The 16,109-nt window shown below is 69.6% G+C and carries 16 protein-coding genes; 2 read left to right on the forward strand and 14 right to left on the reverse strand.

Translation table 11 applies throughout. From position 1 onward, the window contains the following. Nucleotides 1–28: 28 nt before the first annotated feature. From pheT to Q9R19_RS13235, 3 genes are all read right to left on the reverse strand, one after another. Nucleotides 29–2,554 carry a phenylalanine--tRNA ligase subunit beta gene (pheT, locus tag Q9R19_RS13225; RefSeq protein ID WP_311256864.1) on the reverse strand — a complete coding sequence of 842 codons (2,526 nt, stop codon included), beginning with the start codon at nucleotides 2,552–2,554 and terminating at the stop codon, nucleotides 29–31. Next, nucleotides 2,554–3,603 (reverse strand): phenylalanine--tRNA ligase subunit alpha, encoded by a 1,050-nt coding sequence (gene pheS / locus Q9R19_RS13230; protein WP_311256865.1) that lies wholly within the window; start codon nucleotides 3,601–3,603, stop codon nucleotides 2,554–2,556. The genes pheT and pheS overlap by 1 nt, the downstream gene beginning before the upstream one ends. A gap of 67 nt (nucleotides 3,604–3,670) precedes the next feature. Continuing rightward, on the reverse strand, nucleotides 3,671–5,074 hold the full coding sequence (locus tag Q9R19_RS13235; RefSeq protein ID WP_311256866.1) for a gluconate:H+ symporter: 1,404 nt from the start codon (nucleotides 5,072–5,074) through the stop codon (nucleotides 3,671–3,673). A gap of 109 nt (nucleotides 5,075–5,183) precedes the next feature. On the opposite strand from Q9R19_RS13235, the gene Q9R19_RS13240 reads away from it, so the two are divergent. Beyond that, complete coding sequence (locus Q9R19_RS13240; RefSeq protein ID WP_311256867.1) at nucleotides 5,184–6,689, forward strand: gluconokinase; 1,506 nt, start codon at nucleotides 5,184–5,186, stop codon at nucleotides 6,687–6,689. A gap of 66 nt (nucleotides 6,690–6,755) precedes the next feature. On the opposite strand, the gene Q9R19_RS13245 is transcribed toward Q9R19_RS13240, so the two are convergent. The 11 genes from Q9R19_RS13245 to infC all read right to left on the reverse strand — a co-directional run bounded on the left by Q9R19_RS13245 (nucleotide 6,756) and on the right by infC (nucleotide 15,506). Beyond that, nucleotides 6,756–7,670: an amino acid ABC transporter permease gene (locus tag Q9R19_RS13245; RefSeq protein ID WP_311256868.1), complete on the reverse strand. Its 915-nt coding sequence runs from the start codon at nucleotides 7,668–7,670 to the stop codon at nucleotides 6,756–6,758. Continuing rightward, nucleotides 7,667–8,329: an amino acid ABC transporter permease gene (locus Q9R19_RS13250; RefSeq protein WP_311256869.1), complete on the reverse strand. Its 663-nt coding sequence runs from the start codon at nucleotides 8,327–8,329 to the stop codon at nucleotides 7,667–7,669. Before Q9R19_RS13250 ends, Q9R19_RS13245 begins: the two co-directional genes overlap by 4 nt. 73 nt (nucleotides 8,330–8,402) lie before the next feature. Continuing rightward, nucleotides 8,403–9,317: a glutamate ABC transporter substrate-binding protein gene (locus Q9R19_RS13255; protein ID WP_311256870.1), complete on the reverse strand. Its 915-nt coding sequence runs from the start codon at nucleotides 9,315–9,317 to the stop codon at nucleotides 8,403–8,405. Between the two features lie 50 nt (nucleotides 9,318–9,367). Next, nucleotides 9,368–10,114 carry an amino acid ABC transporter ATP-binding protein gene (locus Q9R19_RS13260; protein WP_396653489.1) on the reverse strand — a complete coding sequence of 249 codons (747 nt, stop codon included), beginning with the start codon at nucleotides 10,112–10,114 and terminating at the stop codon, nucleotides 9,368–9,370. 138 nt (nucleotides 10,115–10,252) lie between these two features. Next, nucleotides 10,253–11,212, reverse strand: a complete 960-nt coding sequence (locus tag Q9R19_RS13265) for a TAXI family TRAP transporter solute-binding subunit (protein WP_311256871.1) — start codon at nucleotides 11,210–11,212, stop codon at nucleotides 10,253–10,255. Beyond that, on the reverse strand, nucleotides 11,209–12,582 hold the full coding sequence (locus Q9R19_RS13270) for a HAMP domain-containing sensor histidine kinase (protein ID WP_311256872.1): 1,374 nt from the start codon (nucleotides 12,580–12,582) through the stop codon (nucleotides 11,209–11,211). The genes Q9R19_RS13265 and Q9R19_RS13270 overlap by 4 nt, the downstream gene beginning before the upstream one ends. 3 nt (nucleotides 12,583–12,585) lie before the next feature. Further along, nucleotides 12,586–13,263: a response regulator transcription factor gene (locus tag Q9R19_RS13275; protein WP_311256873.1), complete on the reverse strand. Its 678-nt coding sequence runs from the start codon at nucleotides 13,261–13,263 to the stop codon at nucleotides 12,586–12,588. A gap of 10 nt (nucleotides 13,264–13,273) precedes the next feature. Next, complete coding sequence (locus Q9R19_RS13280) at nucleotides 13,274–14,080, reverse strand: RNA methyltransferase (RefSeq protein ID WP_311256874.1); 807 nt, start codon at nucleotides 14,078–14,080, stop codon at nucleotides 13,274–13,276. 79 nt (nucleotides 14,081–14,159) lie between these two features. Further along, complete coding sequence (rplT, locus tag Q9R19_RS13285; RefSeq protein ID WP_311256875.1) at nucleotides 14,160–14,546, reverse strand: 50S ribosomal protein L20; 387 nt, start codon at nucleotides 14,544–14,546, stop codon at nucleotides 14,160–14,162. 35 nt (nucleotides 14,547–14,581) lie between these two features. Beyond that, nucleotides 14,582–14,779, reverse strand: a complete 198-nt coding sequence (gene rpmI / locus Q9R19_RS13290) for a 50S ribosomal protein L35 (protein WP_193596428.1) — start codon at nucleotides 14,777–14,779, stop codon at nucleotides 14,582–14,584. 73 nt (nucleotides 14,780–14,852) lie between these two features. After that, nucleotides 14,853–15,506 carry a translation initiation factor IF-3 gene (gene infC / locus Q9R19_RS13295; protein ID WP_311256876.1) on the reverse strand — a complete coding sequence of 218 codons (654 nt, stop codon included), beginning with the start codon at nucleotides 15,504–15,506 and terminating at the stop codon, nucleotides 14,853–14,855. A gap of 211 nt (nucleotides 15,507–15,717) precedes the next feature. Between infC and Q9R19_RS13300 the strand changes: the two genes are divergently transcribed. Continuing rightward, nucleotides 15,718–16,104: a DUF1844 domain-containing protein gene (locus Q9R19_RS13300; RefSeq protein WP_311256877.1), complete on the forward strand. Its 387-nt coding sequence runs from the start codon at nucleotides 15,718–15,720 to the stop codon at nucleotides 16,102–16,104. Nucleotides 16,105–16,109: the final 5 nt, after the last annotated feature.

A 16,109-nucleotide genomic window follows, 5' to 3' on the forward strand; every position in this document is an offset into this window, starting at 1 on the left:
TGCGGAATGCGGCGGCGATGCATGTGGATCAGTCGCGGATCGCGGCGCCGAACCGCTCGGCGGCGACCGCGACACCGGCCAGCTTCGCCTCCGTCGCCTCGGCGGCGGTGAGCGTGCGATCGGGTGCCCGGAAGCGCAGCGCGAAGCTGAGGCTCTTGCGCCCGGCCTCCACGCCGTCGCCGCGGTAGTCGTCGACGAGGGTCGCCGACTCGAGCAGGTCGCCGGCGCCGGCGACGAGCGCGTCTCGCACCTCGGATGCCGGAACCGCGGCATCCAGCACCAGCGAGACGTCCTGCGTGGCGGCCGGGAACGTCGAGAGCGATTCGGCGACCACCCGCTCCCCGGCCAGGCCGAGGAGGCGGTCGAGGTCGAGTTCGAGCACCACGGCCCGTCCGGGCAGGTCGGCATCCGCCGCGACCTGCGGATGCAGCTCGCCGACGTACCCGACCTCCTCGCCGCGCACGCTCAGGACGCCCGCGCGCCCCGGGTGCAGAGCGGCGCGCTGCGTCTGGGACACGTCGATGTCGACGCCCGCCGCGACCCCGATCACCTGCACCGCATGCAGGGCGTCGCCCAGGCTCGCCGGCTCCGCCGCCCGTCCGGGCTGGCGCGGCGCGACGTTGCCCGTCAGCACCACCCCGACGTGCCGCGGCTGCGGCGGGATGGACGCGTTCAGCTGCGCGAGGGTCGCGTCATCCGGGCGCTGCGCGAGCGGCGGCACGAAGTCCGTGCCGTAGGTGACGCCCTCCTCCGGCGTGAACACCAGCCCGGTCTCGAAGATCGCGAGGTCAACCAGACCGCGGGCGATGTTGCGGTGCGCGGTCTGCAGCAGTCCCGGCAGCAGTGAGCGCCGCAGGAAGGCGGACTGCCCGTCGAGCGGGTTGGCCAGGCGGATGCCGGGCAGGTGCGCGCCGCTCGCCGAGCCGTGCAGATCGTTCTGCTCCTCGGCCGTGAACGCGAACGACGGGGTCTCGACGAAGCCGGCCGCGGCCAGAGCATCCGCCACGCGCCGGCGGCCCTGCTGCAGCGGGGTGTAGCCGCGACCCGACGGCGGGGTGGGCAGCACCGAGGGGATGCGGTCGAGCCCGTGGATGCGCGCGACCTCCTCGACGAGGGTCCACTTGTCGGTCAGATCCGGGCGCCAGCTGGGCGGGGTGACGGACCAGCCGCCGCCCTCCTGGGTGGCTGAGCCCGTCGAAGCGACTTCCGCGCCGATCATCTCCAGTGCGCCGGTCACCTCGTCATCCGTGTAGTCGACGCCGACCACGCCCTGCGCGAAACCCGCCGGCAGCAGGATGGCATCCTGCGTGACGGAGGCGAACAGCGCGCCGCCCTCGTCGGTCAGCTCGCCACCGGTCAGCTCGACCATCAGGTCGGCGACGCGTCGCGCCGCGACGAACGGGATCAGCGGATCGACGCCGCGCTCGAAGCGCTTGGACGCCTCGCTGGGCAGCTTGTGACGCCGCGCCGATCGGGCGATCGTGACCGGATCGAACGTGGCCGCCTCGATGAGCACGTTGCGCGTGGTCGCACTCATCTCGGTGGTGCCGCCACCCATGACGCCTGCGAGGCCGATCGGGCCGGAGTCGTCGGTGATCAGCAGGTCCTCGGGGTGCAGCGCACGCTCCTGACCGTCGAGCGTCGTCATCCGCTCGCCCTCGATCGCACGGCGCACGACGATGCCGCCCTGCAGCTTGTCGAGGTCGTAGCCGTGGATCGGGTTGCCCAGCTCGAGCATCACGTAGTTGGTGATGTCGATCAGCACGCCCAGCGACCGCATCCCGGCCAGCACCAGCCGCGCGATCATCCACGGCGGGGTCGGGCGGCTCGGGTCGACGCCGCGCACGACGCGCGTGACGAACTCGCTCGCGCCGACGCTGCCCCGGATCGGCGCCGCATCCTGCACGGCGATGCGGAAGCCCTCGGTGGGCTGCTGCAGCTCGCCCCACGGGCGCGAGCCCGGGTCGCGGAAGACCGCGCCCGTGGCGTGCGAGTACTCGCGCGCCAGCCCGCGCAGCGAGAACGCGTAACCGCGGTCGGGTGTGACGTTCACCTCGACGGCGATGTCGTCCAGGTGCAGCAGGGCGATGGCATCCGCGCCCACCTCGGGATCCAGGCCCAGCGTGGAGAGCACGATGATGCCTTCGTGATCGTCGCCCAGGCCCAGCTCGCGCGCCGAGGCGATCATGCCGTCGGAGACGTGACCGTAGGTCTTGCGGGCCGCGATCGGGAACGGCCCGGGCAGCACGGCGCCGGGCAGGGTGACCACGACCTTGTCACCGGCGACGAAGTTGTGCGCACCGCAGACGATGCCGCGCACGCCGCCGTTCGCCTCGCCGACATCCACCTGGCACCAGTTGATGGTCTTGCCGTTCTTCTGCGGCTCGGGCTCCAGCGACAGCACCTGCCCGACGACGACCGGGCCGGAGATCTCGAAGCGGTGGATGTCCTCCTCTTCGAAGCCGACCGACACGAAGGACGCCAGCACGTCCTCCGGCGTGGCATCCGCCGCGACCTCGACGTACTCGCGCAGCCATGAGAGCGGAACGCGCATCACACCACCATCCCGAACTGCTCGCTGAAGCGCACATCGCCCTCGGCCATGTCACGCATGTCCTTCACGTCGCTGCGGAACATCACCGCGCGCTCCACGCCCATGCCGAACGCGAAGCCGCTGTACACCTCGGGGTCGATGCCCGCCGAGCGCAGCACGTTCGGGTTGACCATGCCGCATCCGCCCCACTCGATCCAGCGCGCTCCGCCCTTGAAGGTGGGGTGCCACAGGTCCAGCTCCGCCGAGGGCTCGGTGAACGGGAAGTAGTTCGTGCGGAACCGCGTCTTGGCGCCCTCGCCGAACATCTGCGTGGCCACGTGGTCGAGCGTGCCCTTCAGATGCGCCATCGTGATGCCCTTGTCGATCACCAGGCCCTCGAACTGCGTGAACACCGGAAGGTGCGTCGCGTCGAACTCGTCGGTGCGGTACACGCGACCGGGGCACAGCACGTAGATCGGCAGCTCGCGATCGAGCATCGACCGCACCTGCACCGGGCTGGTGTGCGTGCGCATCACCAGGTGCCGCGAGCTGGGGGCGACGTAGAACGTGTCCTGTTCCTGGCGCGCGGGGTGATCCTCGTCGAAGTTGAGCGCGTCGAAGTTGAACCACTCGTGCTCGAGCTCAGGCCCCTCCGCGATCTCCCAGCCCATGCCGACGAAGATGTCGCTGATCTGCTCCTGCATCAGGACGATCGGATGCCGGGCGCCGACACGCGCGTGCGAGGTGATCGCCGTGATGTCGACGCGCTCCGCCTCCAGGCGCGCGGCCGTCTCCGCCGCGGCGAGCTCGGTCTCCCTCGCGGCGAGCGCCTGGGACACCCTGCCCCTGCCCTGCCCGATCAGCTTTCCGAAGGCGGCCTTGTGCTCGGGAGCCACCTGACGCATCGAGGCGTTCAGCACGGCGAGCGGCGACCCTTCGCCGACGTGCGCGGCGCGGGCGGCCTTCAGCTGCGCGGTATCGGATGCCGCGGCGATCGCCGCCAGTGCGGCGTCGACGGCGGACTCCACCGCCTCCGGCGTGATCTGAGGTGATTCGGAAGACTCTGACACGAGAACCGAGTCTACCGGCGCACCGGCGCCGACCCCGCGCCGATGCCGCCGGCCGCGGCGGACCGCCTCAGACGACCAGGCCCAGCAGCATCACGCCGATCAGGCCGACCACCGAGACCGCGCACTCCATCAGGCTCCAGGTCTTGAACGTCTGCCCGACGGTGAGCCCGAAGTACTCCTTCACCAGCCAGAACCCGGCGTCGTTGACGTGCGAGAGGAACACCGACCCGGCGCCGATCGCGAGCACCATCAGGGCGACGTGCGTCGCACTGAGGTCCCCGGCCAGCGGTGCCATGATCCCGGCGGCGGTGATGGTGGCGACCGTGGCCGAGCCCGTCGCCAGCCGGATCACGACGGCGACCAGCCAGCCGGCCAGCAGCAGCGGCATCCCGGAGCCGGCGATGCCCGAGCCGATCACCTCGCCGACGCCGGAATCGACCAGCGTCTGCTTGAAGCCGCCGCCGGCGCCCACGATCAGCAGGATGGAGGCGATCGGCGCGAATGAGTCGCCGGTGATCTTCGCGACCTCGCCCGTCGATCGGCCGAGGGCCGTGCCCAGCACGACCATCGCGTACAGCGCGGTGATCAGCAGCGCCTGCAGCGGCGTGCCGATCCACACCAGGACCTGCCCGGCCACGTTGTCGTCGAGACCTATGGACTTCACCACCGTCATCAGCAGCATGAGGACGACCGGCAGCAGCACCACGGACAGCGCGGCGCCGAACGCCGGGCGACGCCCCTCGCGCTCGGTCACCGGGGCGAGCAGCTTGTCGGATGCCAGCACCGGCACCCAGCGCGCCATCGGCTTCGCCAGCACGGGACCGGCGATGATGACGGTCGGGATGGCGACCAGCAGCCCGAGGCCCAGGGTGAGCCCGAGGTCGGCGCTCAACGCGTCGATGGCGATGAGCGGGCCGGGGTGCGGGGGAACGAGTCCGTGCAGCGCCGACAGTCCTGCCAGCGCGGGGATGCCGATGAGGATGACGGGAAGCTTGGCGCGCTTGGCGACCAGCATGACGATCGGGATCAGCAGCACGACGCCGACCTCGAAGAAGAGCGGGATGCCGACGATGAACGCGGCGAGCGCCATGGCCCAGCCCAGGCGCTTGAGGGGCGTCTTGGACAGGATGGTGTCCACGATCTCGTCCGCCCCGCCGGATTCGGTGAGGAACCGGCCGATCACCGCGCCCAGCACGATGAGCACGCCGACGCCGCCGACCGTCTCGCCGACGCCTTTCGAGAACGAGGTGAAGGCGTGCTCGAACCCCATGTTCGCCGTGAGCGCCATCACCGCCGCGCCGAGCATCAGGGCGAAGAACGGATGCATCTTCACCCAGACGATCAGCACCACGATGAGCAGGATCGAGACGACGGCCGCGACGATCAGCTGCGGTGTGCCCGCTGTCGGGGTGACTTTGTCAGCGGCGAGCACCCCGTTCAGGAGCGGCGCCGCGTGTGCGAGCAGTTGCATTCTCGGACTCCTTCGCTGAGCCGGGCGGGGCGCCCGGAACGTAGCGGACACGATACTCCCGGGTAGGATCGGCGACGAGAGCGACTCACGAGCGGGAGAAGGCGGATCCATGGCCGAAGAATCGATTCCGACGACGCAGGCCATCCCCCTGGCATCCGCCCCGGCCCCGTACGTGCTGGCGATCGACATCGGCTCCGGATCGACCCGCGGCTGCCTGTACGACGCGTACGCGCGGCCGATCAAGAAGCATCTGGTCAAGGCGGATCACGCGTTCGTGGAATCCGCCGACGGCACCGCCGAGGTGGACGCCGACAGGATCGTCGAAGAGGTGGGCGAGGTCATCGACGGCGCCCTGAAGGGTGTCGATCCCGGCCTCGTCAAGGCGGTGGTGATGGACACGTTCGCCTCGTCGCTGGTGTGCGTGGATGCCGATGGCGACGCCCTGACGCCGTGCTTCACCTACGCGGATTCCCGCTCGGCCGAGCACCTGGCCCGGCTGCGGTCGCAGCTGGACGAGGACGAGGTGCATCAGCGCATCGGCGCCCGGCTGCACACCAGCTACCACCCGCCGCGCCTGCTGTGGCTGCAGGACGAGTTCCCCGACGTGTTCGCGAAGACCGAGAAGTTCCTCTCGCTGGGCGAGTACGTGTACGCGAAGCTGGCCGGCATCGAGGGCGCAGCGACCTCGACCATGGCGTGGGCCGGCATCCTGAACCGGCACACCTGCGAGCTCGACGACGAGCTGCTGCAGGCCGTGGGCGTCGACCGCAGCCGGTTCGCCCCCGTGATCGACCCCGCCGAGCCGATCACCGACGTCTCCGCCGATGCCGTCAAGCGCTGGCCGGCGCTGGAGGGCGCCGCGTGGTTCCCCGCCGTTCCCGACGGCTACGCCTCGAACCTGGGCGTCGGAGCGAGCTCCCCCGACACCGCGGCGATGTCGGCCGCGACCTCGGGAGCCATCCGGGTGATCGTCGACGGCACTCCCGACGTGCTGCCCTCCGGCCTGTGGGCCTACCGCGTCTCGCGCTCCCAGTCGATCGTCGGCGGTGCGCTGAACGATGTGGGCCGGGTGACGCTGTGGCTGCAGAACACGCTGGCGCCGCTGTCGTACGAGGAGATCGACGAGGTGTTCCGCGCGGCACCGGTGGAGGGGACGCCGCTGATGCTGCCGTTCCTGACCGGCGAGCGTGCGACGGGGTGGGCCGGCGATGCGCGCGCGGTGCTGACCGGCGTGTCGTCCGCGTCGGGGCCGCACGAGCTGTGGCGGGGTGCCGTCGAGGGCATCGCCGTCTCGTACGCGCGCGTGTTCGACCAGCTGCGCGAGGTCTCCCCCGGCATCGAGCGGGTGATCGCGTCGGGCGGTGTGACCGGCGCGTATCCGGGATTCATGAGCCCTGTCGCGCAGGCCCTGGGCTTCCCCGTGCAGGTGGTCGAGGTCAAGCGGGTGACGATGCGCGGCGCGGCTGCCCTGGCGCTCTCGGTGCTGGACGGAGAGCATCCGCTGGCCACCATTCCCGAGACCGACCTCACGACGCCGGATGCCGAGCAGAAGCCGTACTACGACGATCTGCGCGCCCGCTTCGAGGACGCCTACCAGGCTGTGATCGCCGGCTGACACACCGAGGGGGCATCCGAATCGGATGCCCCCAGGTGCCCCTCCGGTCTGAGTGCGGCGACGAGCTCAGAGACTCGTGCCGTCGAACTTCCCGCCTCCGCGCTGCATGGCGATGACTTCGGTGACCGTCCCATCGTGGATGCGCGGATCGTCACCCGCCGCCGGGGCGTACCCCTTCAGCTTGGGCGAGCGGCTGGTGCGCTTCTCGAGCCACTTCGCGACACCCGAGAGGATCAGGCACATCGCGATGTAGATCGCCCCGATGACGATCGCGGACTGCAGGATCGGTCGACTCGGGTGCGCGGTGAGCTGCTTGGCGTAGTACAGCAGCTCGGGATAGGTGATGATGAACCCGAGAGCGGTGTCCTTCAGCGTCACGACCAGCTGCGCCACGATCACGGGGAGCATGGCGCGCACCGCCTGCGGGAGCAGGATCAGCGTCATCACCCCGCTCTTGCGCAGCCCGATCGCGTAGCCGGCCTCCTTCTGGCCCTTGGGCAGCGACTCGATGCCGGCACGCAGGGCCTCGGAGAGCACCGAGCCGTTGTACACCGTCAGGCCGATGACGACCGCCCAGTACGGCTCCATCTTCACGCCGAGCTCCGGGAGGCCGTAATAGAGCAGCATCATCATGACCAGCACCGGCACCGCGCGGAACAGCTCGGTGATCACCGTGACGGGCACGCGCACCCAGGTGTGATCGGACAGCCGGCCGATGGCGAGGACGAATCCCAGCACAAGACTGAACACGGCGGCGGTGGCGAAGGCGCCGAGCGTCTTGCCGAGCGCCGTCGAGATGCCCACCCAGACGTTGGTGAACGTGAACACGTACCAGCGGTCGGCGTCGAACTGGCCTGTGACCGTGAAGCGGTAGACGACGAAGCCGATCACCGCGAGCACGAGGACGGCGGTGACGACCGCGATCAGACGGTTGCGGGCGATCGCCCGGGGGCCGGGCACGTCGTAGAGGACGGAAGTCATCGTGCGATCCTCCACTTCTTCTCCAGGTGCTGCTGAGCCCAGCTGAGCAGCATGACGAGGGCGATGAAGACGAGCGCCACCCACAGCAGCACTTCCATGGACGTGCCGGGCCGGTCGTGCGAGTCGTAGATCGTGGCGCGCAGTGCCGCGAGCTCGGCGACCGAGAACCCCGCGGCGATCGTGGTGTTCTTCAGCAGCGCGATGAAGACGCTCATCATGGGCGGCACCACCGAGCGGAACGCCTGCGGGAGCACGACCAGCGTCATCACCTGGCCGAACGGCAGCCCGATGGCGCGAGCGGCCTCGGCCTGTCCGACAGGGACGGTGCTGATGCCGGCGCGCAGCACCTCGGCGACATAGGTCGCCGTGTAGATGCCGATGGCCACGATGCCGAGGACGAGGTTCTGGTTCGGGAGCTTCCCCAGTCCCAGCTGCGGATATCCGAACACGAAGATGAAGAAGACCAGGGTCAGCGGAGTGTTCCGGATGAGGTTCACGTACACCGTGCCGACGCCCCGGGCGATGGGAACCGGCGACACGCGCATCGCGCCGACGATCGTCCCCAGGATCAGGGCGATCACGCCGCCGGCGAAGAACACCAGCAGCGTGTTGCCGACCGCCTGACCCCAGAGGTCGAGGTTGCCGAAGATGACGTCCATGCCGTCCTCCCTTCGTGTCGGCGGGCGGCCCCGGGAACGCGGGGCCACCCGCCAGTGATGAACGCGGTGGCGGTCAGTCGACCTCGGGCTGGTCGACCTTGATGCCCGACTTGCCCAGGTTCTTGTCGAAGATCTTCTGCCAGACGTCGTGACCGTCGGTGAAGAGCTTGTTGATGTGGTCCTTCAGGACGGTGTCGCCCTTGGGCAGACCGACGCCGTAGCGCTCCTCGGTGAACAGTCCGCCGACGATCTTGAGGTCGTCCGGGTGCTGTGCGGCGTAGCCGATGAGGATCGCCTGGTCGGTGGTGACCGCGTCGACCGAGCCGCTGAGGAGGTCCTCCACGCAACCGGAGTAGATGTCGTACTCCTTGGTCTTGATCTCGGGGTAGTTGGCCTTGATGTTCTGGATCGGCGTGGAGCCGGTCGCCGAGCAGACGGTCTTGCCGTTGAACGCCGACAGATCCTCCACATCGTCGATTCCGCTGTCCTTGCGGACCAGCAGGCCCTGGCCGGTGACGAAGTACGGGCCGGCGAAGTCGATGTCCTGCTTGCGCTTGTCGGTGATCGAGTAGGTGCCGACGTAGTAGTCGACGTCGCCGTTCTTGATCGCCTGCTCGCGGTTCGCCGAGGCGATCGGCTTGTAAGTGATCTGCTTCTCGTCGAAGCCGAGGGACGCCGCGATCCAGCGGGCGATGTCCACGTCGAAGCCGCTGCGCTCGTTGGTCGTCGGGTCGAGGTAGCCGAGACCGGGCTGGTCCTCCTTGACGCCGACGGTGACGCCGTCGGCCTTCTTCATCTTGTCGAACGTGGGGCTGCCATCGAGGCTGACGTCCTTGGCGACCTGCCAGATGGCGCCGCTGTCGCCGCCGTCGCCGTCACCTCCGGTGCCGCCGCCGGGCGAGGTCGGGCTGCCGCTGTTGCAGCCGGTCAGCGCCAGCAGCGCCGCCGCGGCGATGCCGATTCCTGCGAGTGCCTTGGTGCGTCGCATGATCTTCTCCTTCATTTGCTGTGGGTGCACGGGATCTCCGCGCGGGAAGGTCAGTGGGTGAGGAGCTTGGACAGGAAGTCCTTGGCGCGGTCGCTCCTCGGGTTCGTGAAGAACTCCTCGGGCGTCGCCTCCTCGACGATCTGCCCGTCGGCCATGAAGACCACGCGGTTCGCGGCCTTGCGGGCGAAGCCCATCTCGTGGGTGACGACGATCATCGTCATCCCCTCCTTGGCCAGGCCGATCATCACGTCGAGGACCTCGTTGATCATCTCCGGGTCCAGCGCGCTGGTCGGCTCGTCGAAGAGCATCACCTTCGGATGCATGGCCAGGGCGCGCGCGATCGCGACGCGCTGCTGCTGACCGCCGGAGAGCTGGGCGGGGAGCTTGGATGCCTGCTGCGCGACCCCCACGCGCTCCAGGAGGGCCATCGCCTCCTTCTCGGCATCCGCCTTCTTCACGCCGCGCACCTTGATGGGGCCGAGCGTCACGTTCTCGAGGATCGTCAGGTGCGCGAACAGATTGAACGATTGGAACACCATGCCGACCTCGGCGCGCAGGTTCGCGAGCCCCTTGCCCTCGGCGGGCAGCGGCTTGCCGTCGATGGAGATCGTGCCGCTGGTGATGGTCTCGAGGCGGTTGATCGTGCGGCACAGCGTGGACTTGCCCGATCCCGACGGGCCGATCACCACGACCACCTCGCCGCGGTCGACGGTGAGGTTGATGTCCTTCAGAGCGTGGAAGTCGCCGTAGTGCTTCTGCACGTTCTCGACGACGACCAGCGATTCGGCTGTGCTCATTGTGCCTCCATAGACCGGCCGGCCGACGGGAGCACATGATCGATCCGGGCTCCCCATCGAATCCGCTGAGCTTCAGACTATGCACCCGCGGGAGCGCGGGCCAGCCCCTTGAGTGTTTCTTGAGTGTGCGGCGCGGCGTCAGCGCCGGGCGTCACGGTAGTACTCCCGCGCGCCCGGATGCAGCGCAACCGGGTCCGTGAAGATCGCCAGCCTGCGATCGAGCATTGCCGCCGCCGGCACGTCGTGCGCGATCTCGCCGCGCGACGCGAACAGCTCCGCGAGCACGTCGTGGACGAGAGCATCAGGCACGTCCGCCGAGGTCACCAGGTAGTTCGGAACGGTCATCGCGACGGTCGATGCCCGGCTCCCGTACGTGCCGACCGGGAACTCCGCCGAGCGGTAGACGCCGTCGTGCGCGGCATCCGCCCTCTCCACCACCTCCGCGCCGATCGACAGCAGCCGGATGGGCAGCTGCCCGGCGAGCTTCTCGATCCCGGGCGTGGGGAGTCCGCCCACCCAGAAGAACGCGTCGACGCGCGAGTCCGTCAGGGCCGCGATCGAGGCGCCCAGGCCCAGCCCCGCATCGTGCACCTCGTCGGCTGCGACCGACGACGCCTCCAGCACGCGCCGCGCCACCACGCTCACTCCCGAACCGGTGCCGCCGAGCGAGATCGTCCGGCCGGCCAGATCGGCGATGGAGCGGATGCCGGAGTCCGCGCGCACGACCACGTGCACGTACTCGTCGTAGAGTCGCGCGGCGGTCCGGATCGGGAGCGGCGCGTCGAAATCGCCGGAGCCGGCGACGGCATCCGCCACGGCGTCGCTCTGCGCGAATCCGAGCTGCGCCCTTCCCTCCCCGATGAGGCGGAGGTTGTCCACCGAGCCGTTCGTCTCGATCACCTGCACATCCGCGCCGCGGTCACGGCGCAGCACCGCAGCCAGGTGCTCGCCGTAGTCGTAGTAGACGCCGGTCGCACCTCCCCCGGCGATGCGCAGCGGATGCTGCGCCCACGCCGGCTGCGCGGGCGCGCAGCCGGCCAGGCTGAGCAGCATCACGGCGGCGATGAGCACCGGCATCCACCGCTTCCGGGCGCTCATCGCTCCCCCGCCCCAGGAAGGTCGAACTTCACCCGCAGGCCGCCGCCCTCGGGCGAGTCCACGTGCAGGCGGCCGCCCACCGACCGCAGCAGATCCGTCGCGATCGCCAGGCCCAGCCCCGACCCCGGCACGTTCTGGTTGCGGGCGCTGCGCCAGAACCGGTCCGACGCCTGCTCCAGTTCCGCCGGCTCCAGGCCCGGACCGTGGTCGCGCACCGTGATGCGAGGCGCGTCGCCACCGCACGCCGACAGTTCGATCAGGCCGCCGGGCGGCGAGAACTTCACGGCGTTGTCGATCACGGCATCCAGAGCGCTCTCCACGATCGCCTCGTCCACACGGGAGATCGCGCGCGGAGGCCGTTGCACCGCGAAACGGAGTCCCTTACGCGCCGCGACATCGCGCCACGCCTCCGCACGGCGAGCGACCAGCGCGCTGAGATCGACGTCCTCGAAGTCGGAGTCGCGCACGGCACCGCGTGCGAAGCCGAGCAGGGTGTCGAGGATGCGCGTCATCCGCTGCCCCTCCTCGCGGATCTTCTCCACGTCGGCGGCGCCCGCCGTTCCCAGATCGGCGGCGAGCACCTCCACGCGCAGCAGCAGGGCGTTCAGCGGGTTGCGCAGCTCGTGCGAGGCGTTCAGTGCGAACTCCTGCTGCCGTGCCACCACCCGCTCGATCTCGTCGGCCATCCGGTTGAACATCAGGATCATCCTGTGCAGCTCGGCGGGCCCGGTGTCGTCGGCGATGCGGGCGTCCATGTCGCCGCGCTCCATCGCCTCCATCGCCTGATCCAGCCGTCGCACCGGCCGCAGCACCCAGCCCGCCAGCCGGAACACGACCAGCAGTCCGGCTGCGATCACCAGCGCCGCCACGGCGACGATCAGCAGCCACTGCCGACCGATCTCGGCGCGCGGCACGTCGACACTGGCCGACATGACGACGGCGCCGATCACGTCGCCGCCGTCGAACACAGGCTCCACCAGCGACAGGTCCGAGAACTGCCACGGCAGGGCGTTCTGCGGCAGCTCGCCGCGCCGACCCGACAGGGCGAGCCGGATCTGCGCCTCGATCTCGGGACCGTCGAACACCGGCTGCGCCGTGTCGGGCGCCCACGGACGTCCCGCGCGATCGACGATCACCACCCTGGTGCCGTACAGCTCGCGGTAGCGCTGCGCCTCACCGTCGAAGACCTCGGAGCGGCCGGCGAGCAGAGCCTGACGCGCCGTCGTCACGAAATAGCTGAGATCGCCCAGCTGCTCGGCGTAGAACTCCTGCTGCACGCTGCGCGCGGCGCTCCACGCGTACGCGCCGCCCAGCACCGTCAGCACGAGCACCAGCGGCACGAGGAAGACGACGATCAGCCTGCGGCGCACCGCTCAGCCCTCCAGCCGGTACCCGACGCCCCGGACGGTCTCGATGAGCGATGCCCGGCCGATCTTGCGGCGGATCGAGGCGACGTGCACCTCCAGCGAGCGCGCGAAGCTCTGCCAGTCGGTGTTCCACACCTCCCGGATCAGGCGATCCCGTGGGACGGCGACACCGGGGTAGCGGGCGAGCACCGCGATGATGTCGAACTCCTTGCGGGTCAGCTCGATCGGAGCGCCCTCCACCGACACGCGGCGGGCCACCAGATCGATCCGCACACCGTCGACGGTGATCACGGAGCGGTCGCCCGTCGCCTGGCCGTGCACGTCGAGCGGATGCAGGCGCCGGGTGACCGCCTCGATGCGGGCGAGCAGCTCGCGCACGTCGTAGGGCTTGACGACGAAGTCGTCGGCGCCGGCGCGCAGTCCGCGGATGCGCTCCTGCACATCGCTGCGCGCGGTCGCGATGATCACCGGCACACCGCTGCGCGCACGGATGCGACGACAGACGTCGACGCCGTCCATGTCGGGCAGGCCGAGATCCAGCAGCACCACCTCGGTGTCGGAGCCGATGAGGGCGAGCGCCTGTGCGCCGTCGGTGGCGCGCACGGTGGCGTACCCCGAGCGGTTCAGGAACGCCTGCAGCGCCTCGGCGACGCTGTCGTCGTCCTCGACGATCAGGATGCGCATCGGGTCCCGCTCATCCGCCCGCGCGCTGCGCGAAGGCGCTCTCGTACAGGCAGACGCTGGCGGCGGTGGCGAGGTTGAGCGATTCGGCGCGTCCGTAGATCGGCAGCTTCAGCGCCCGATCGGCGAGGGCGAGCATGTCGTCCTCCAGGCCGCGCGCCTCGTTGCCGAAGAGCCAGGCCGTCGGTCGCTCCAGCACGCCCTCGGCGCGCGCCTGCAGAAGATCGTCCCCCTTCACGTCGGCCGCGAGCACCTGCAGCCCTGCCGCGTGCGCGCGCGTCACGACATCGCTCAGCTCGCCGCCCACCGAGAACGGCAGGTGGAACAGCGAGCCGGTCGTCGAACGCACCACCTTCGGGTTGTACGGATCGACCGTGCGTCCGGTCAGCACCACGGCATCCGCTCCCGCCGCATCCGCCGCGCGGATGATGGTGCCGAGGTTCCCGGGATCGCGCACCTCCTCGCAGATCGCGATCAGCCGCGGCGAGGCGGCGAAGACGTCGCGCACCGACGTCGGCGTCTGACGGGCCACCGCGACGATCCCCTGCGGGGTGACGGTGTCGGCCATCGCCGCGACCACCTGCTCGGTGACGAACTCCACCTCGATGCCGTGCTCCGCGGCCAGCGCGCGCACGTCAGCGTGCTTCTCCCACGCGGTCGGCGTCGCGTACAGCTCGACGATCGCCTCGGAGAGGTAGTTCAGCGCCTCCCGCACCGACTGCGGACCCTCCAGCAGGAACATCGCCGCCTCGGCGCGCGCACTGCGCTTGGTCAGCTTGGCGACGGCACGGACTCGGGGCGAGCGGGGGTTCTCGAGCACGCTCTCAGTGTATCGGGGCCGGATACGACGAGACGGGCGCCTCCCCGGAGGGAGACGCCCGTCTGCGGTGTCGTTCGGCTCAGGCAGCGGCCTTGGGAGCGTTGACGTCCGAGGGCAGCGCCTTCTTGGCGACCTCGACCAGCGCGGTGAACGCGGCGGCGTCGGTCACGGCCAGGTCGGCCAGCATGCGGCGGTCCACCTGCACGCCCGCGAGGCCGAGGCCCTGGATGAAGCGGTTGTAGGTGATGCCGTTCTGGCGGGCGGCGGCGTTGATGCGCTGGATCCACAGACGACGGAAGTCGCCCTTGCGCTTGCGACGGTCGCGGTACGCGTAGACGAGGGAGTGTGTGACCTGCTCCTTCGCCTTGCGGTACAGACGCGAACGCTGACCGCGGTAGCCCGAGGCGCGCTCGAGGATGACGCGACGCTTCTTGTGCGCGTTGACCGCGCGCTTGACTCTAGCCATTTTCCTGTGTTCCTATTCGTGCGTTCGGGCGACGATCAGCCGCGGCCGAGAAGCTTGTTGGCGACCTTGGTGTCGGCCTTGGAGAGGACCTGGTCCTGGTTCAGGCGACGGGTCTGGCGGCTCGACTTGTGCTCGAGGTTGTGGCGCATGCCGGCCTGCTGCTTCTTCAGCTTTCCGCTGCCGGTGATCTTGAAGCGCTTCTTCGCACCCGAGTGGGTCTTCTGCTTCGGCATCTTCTCTTCCTTCGTGTGGCGCCCTGGCGGGCGACGGTGGGTTACCCGCGCGGGGCGGGAGTTCTGGGGCGGCTCAGGCCGCGGATTCGTCGTCCGCCGCGGATGCGGCGCTCGCGCCGTTCTTGGCGTCGCGGGCCGCCTGCTTGTTCGCGCTGCGGACGGCGTTCTGCTCGGCCTTGGCCTCGGACTTGTTCTTCAGGGGTGCGACGACCATGACCATGTTGCGCCCGTCGATCGTGGGGTTCGACTCGACCGTGCCGAACTCGGCCACGTCCTCGGCGAACTTGCGCAGCAGGCGCACACCCTGCTCGGGACGCGACTGCTCGCGACCGCGGAACAGGATCATGGCCTTGACCTTGTCGCCGGCCTTCAGGAAGCCCTCGGCGCGCTTGAGCTTGGTCGTGTAGTCGTGCGCCTCGATCTTCAGGCGGAAACGCACCTCCTTGAGGATGGTGTTCGCCTGGTTGCGGCGCGCTTCCTTCGCCTTCTGTGCGGCCTCGTACTTGAACTTGCCGTAATCCATGATCTTGACCACGGGCGGCTTGGAATTCGGGGCCACCTCGACCAGGTCGAGGTCTGCCTCCTGGGCCAGACGCAGTGCTGCCTCGATGCGGACAACACCGATCTGCTCACCCGCGGGGCCGACGAGGCGGACCTCGGGGACGCGGATGCGCTCATTGGTACGGGGATCGCTGATGCGGAGCTCCTTAGACGTGGTTTCGGCCACCGGGGTGCGGTCTGCATCCCGGGCGAAATCGAAGTCTCCCCACCCGCCGATGCGTTCAGAAGCACCGGCTTGTGACACCCTTTCCACCGGAGTCCGGCGGGGTGTGGAACCCGGTAGCCTGGAACGGCAAGCGCGGGTGGGAATGAATCCTCTTTCGTGTCGGAGCGAAAAGCTCCGAAGCCCGCAGAAGTCTACCAGAAAGCATCCCGAAGTGACGATTCCTGCCGACCACGCCGATGACCGCCACGAGCGCTGGGCTCAGCAGGAGCAAGCCGCGAACGCCGCCAGTCGCGACATCGCCGATGTTCCCGCCGTCGAGGTGATCACCACCACCGCCGTGCATCTGATGAGCGCCGCCGCCGTCAAGCTGGGCCTCGCCGATGACCCGGACTCCCAGCTCGACCTGGACGAGGCGCGCAAGCTCATCAACGCGTTGGCCGGCCTGATCACCGCCGGCGCCCCCGAGATCAGCAGCGCCCACGCCGGCCCGCTGCGTGATGGCCTCCGCTCCCTGCAGCTGGCCTTCCGCGAGTCCTCGCCCATCCAGGACCCGATCGGCAAGGGTCCGGGCGAGAAGTGGACAGGGCCGGTCAGCTGATCCTG

The organism is Microbacterium sp. ARD32 (genome assembly GCF_031844385.1).
Classification (GTDB): domain Bacteria; phylum Actinomycetota; class Actinomycetes; order Actinomycetales; family Microbacteriaceae; genus Microbacterium.

Coding starts and splice junctions, on each gene's coding strand:
- Q9R19_RS13240 (WP_311256867.1), top strand. CDS start 5,184: ATGGCCGAAGAATCGATTCCGACGACGCAGGCCATCCCCCTGGCATCC.
- Q9R19_RS13245 (WP_311256868.1), bottom strand. CDS start 7,670: ATGACTTCCGTCCTCTACGACGTGCCCGGCCCCCGGGCGATCGCCCGC.
- Q9R19_RS13250 (WP_311256869.1), bottom strand. CDS start 8,329: ATGGACGTCATCTTCGGCAACCTCGACCTCTGGGGTCAGGCGGTCGGC.
- Q9R19_RS13235 (WP_311256866.1), bottom strand. CDS start 5,074: ATGCAACTGCTCGCACACGCGGCGCCGCTCCTGAACGGGGTGCTCGCC.
- Q9R19_RS13265 (WP_311256871.1), bottom strand. CDS start 11,212: ATGAGCGCCCGGAAGCGGTGGATGCCGGTGCTCATCGCCGCCGTGATG.
- rplT (WP_311256875.1), bottom strand. CDS start 14,546: ATGGCTAGAGTCAAGCGCGCGGTCAACGCGCACAAGAAGCGTCGCGTC.
- Q9R19_RS13275 (WP_311256873.1), bottom strand. CDS start 13,263: ATGCGCATCCTGATCGTCGAGGACGACGACAGCGTCGCCGAGGCGCTG.
- pheT (WP_311256864.1), bottom strand. CDS start 2,554: ATGCGCGTTCCGCTCTCATGGCTGCGCGAGTACGTCGAGGTCGCGGCG.
- Q9R19_RS13255 (WP_311256870.1), bottom strand. CDS start 9,317: ATGCGACGCACCAAGGCACTCGCAGGAATCGGCATCGCCGCGGCGGCG.
- rpmI (WP_193596428.1), bottom strand. CDS start 14,779: ATGCCGAAGCAGAAGACCCACTCGGGTGCGAAGAAGCGCTTCAAGATC.
- Q9R19_RS13260 (WP_396653489.1), bottom strand. CDS start 10,114: ATGAGCACAGCCGAATCGCTGGTCGTCGTCGAGAACGTGCAGAAGCAC.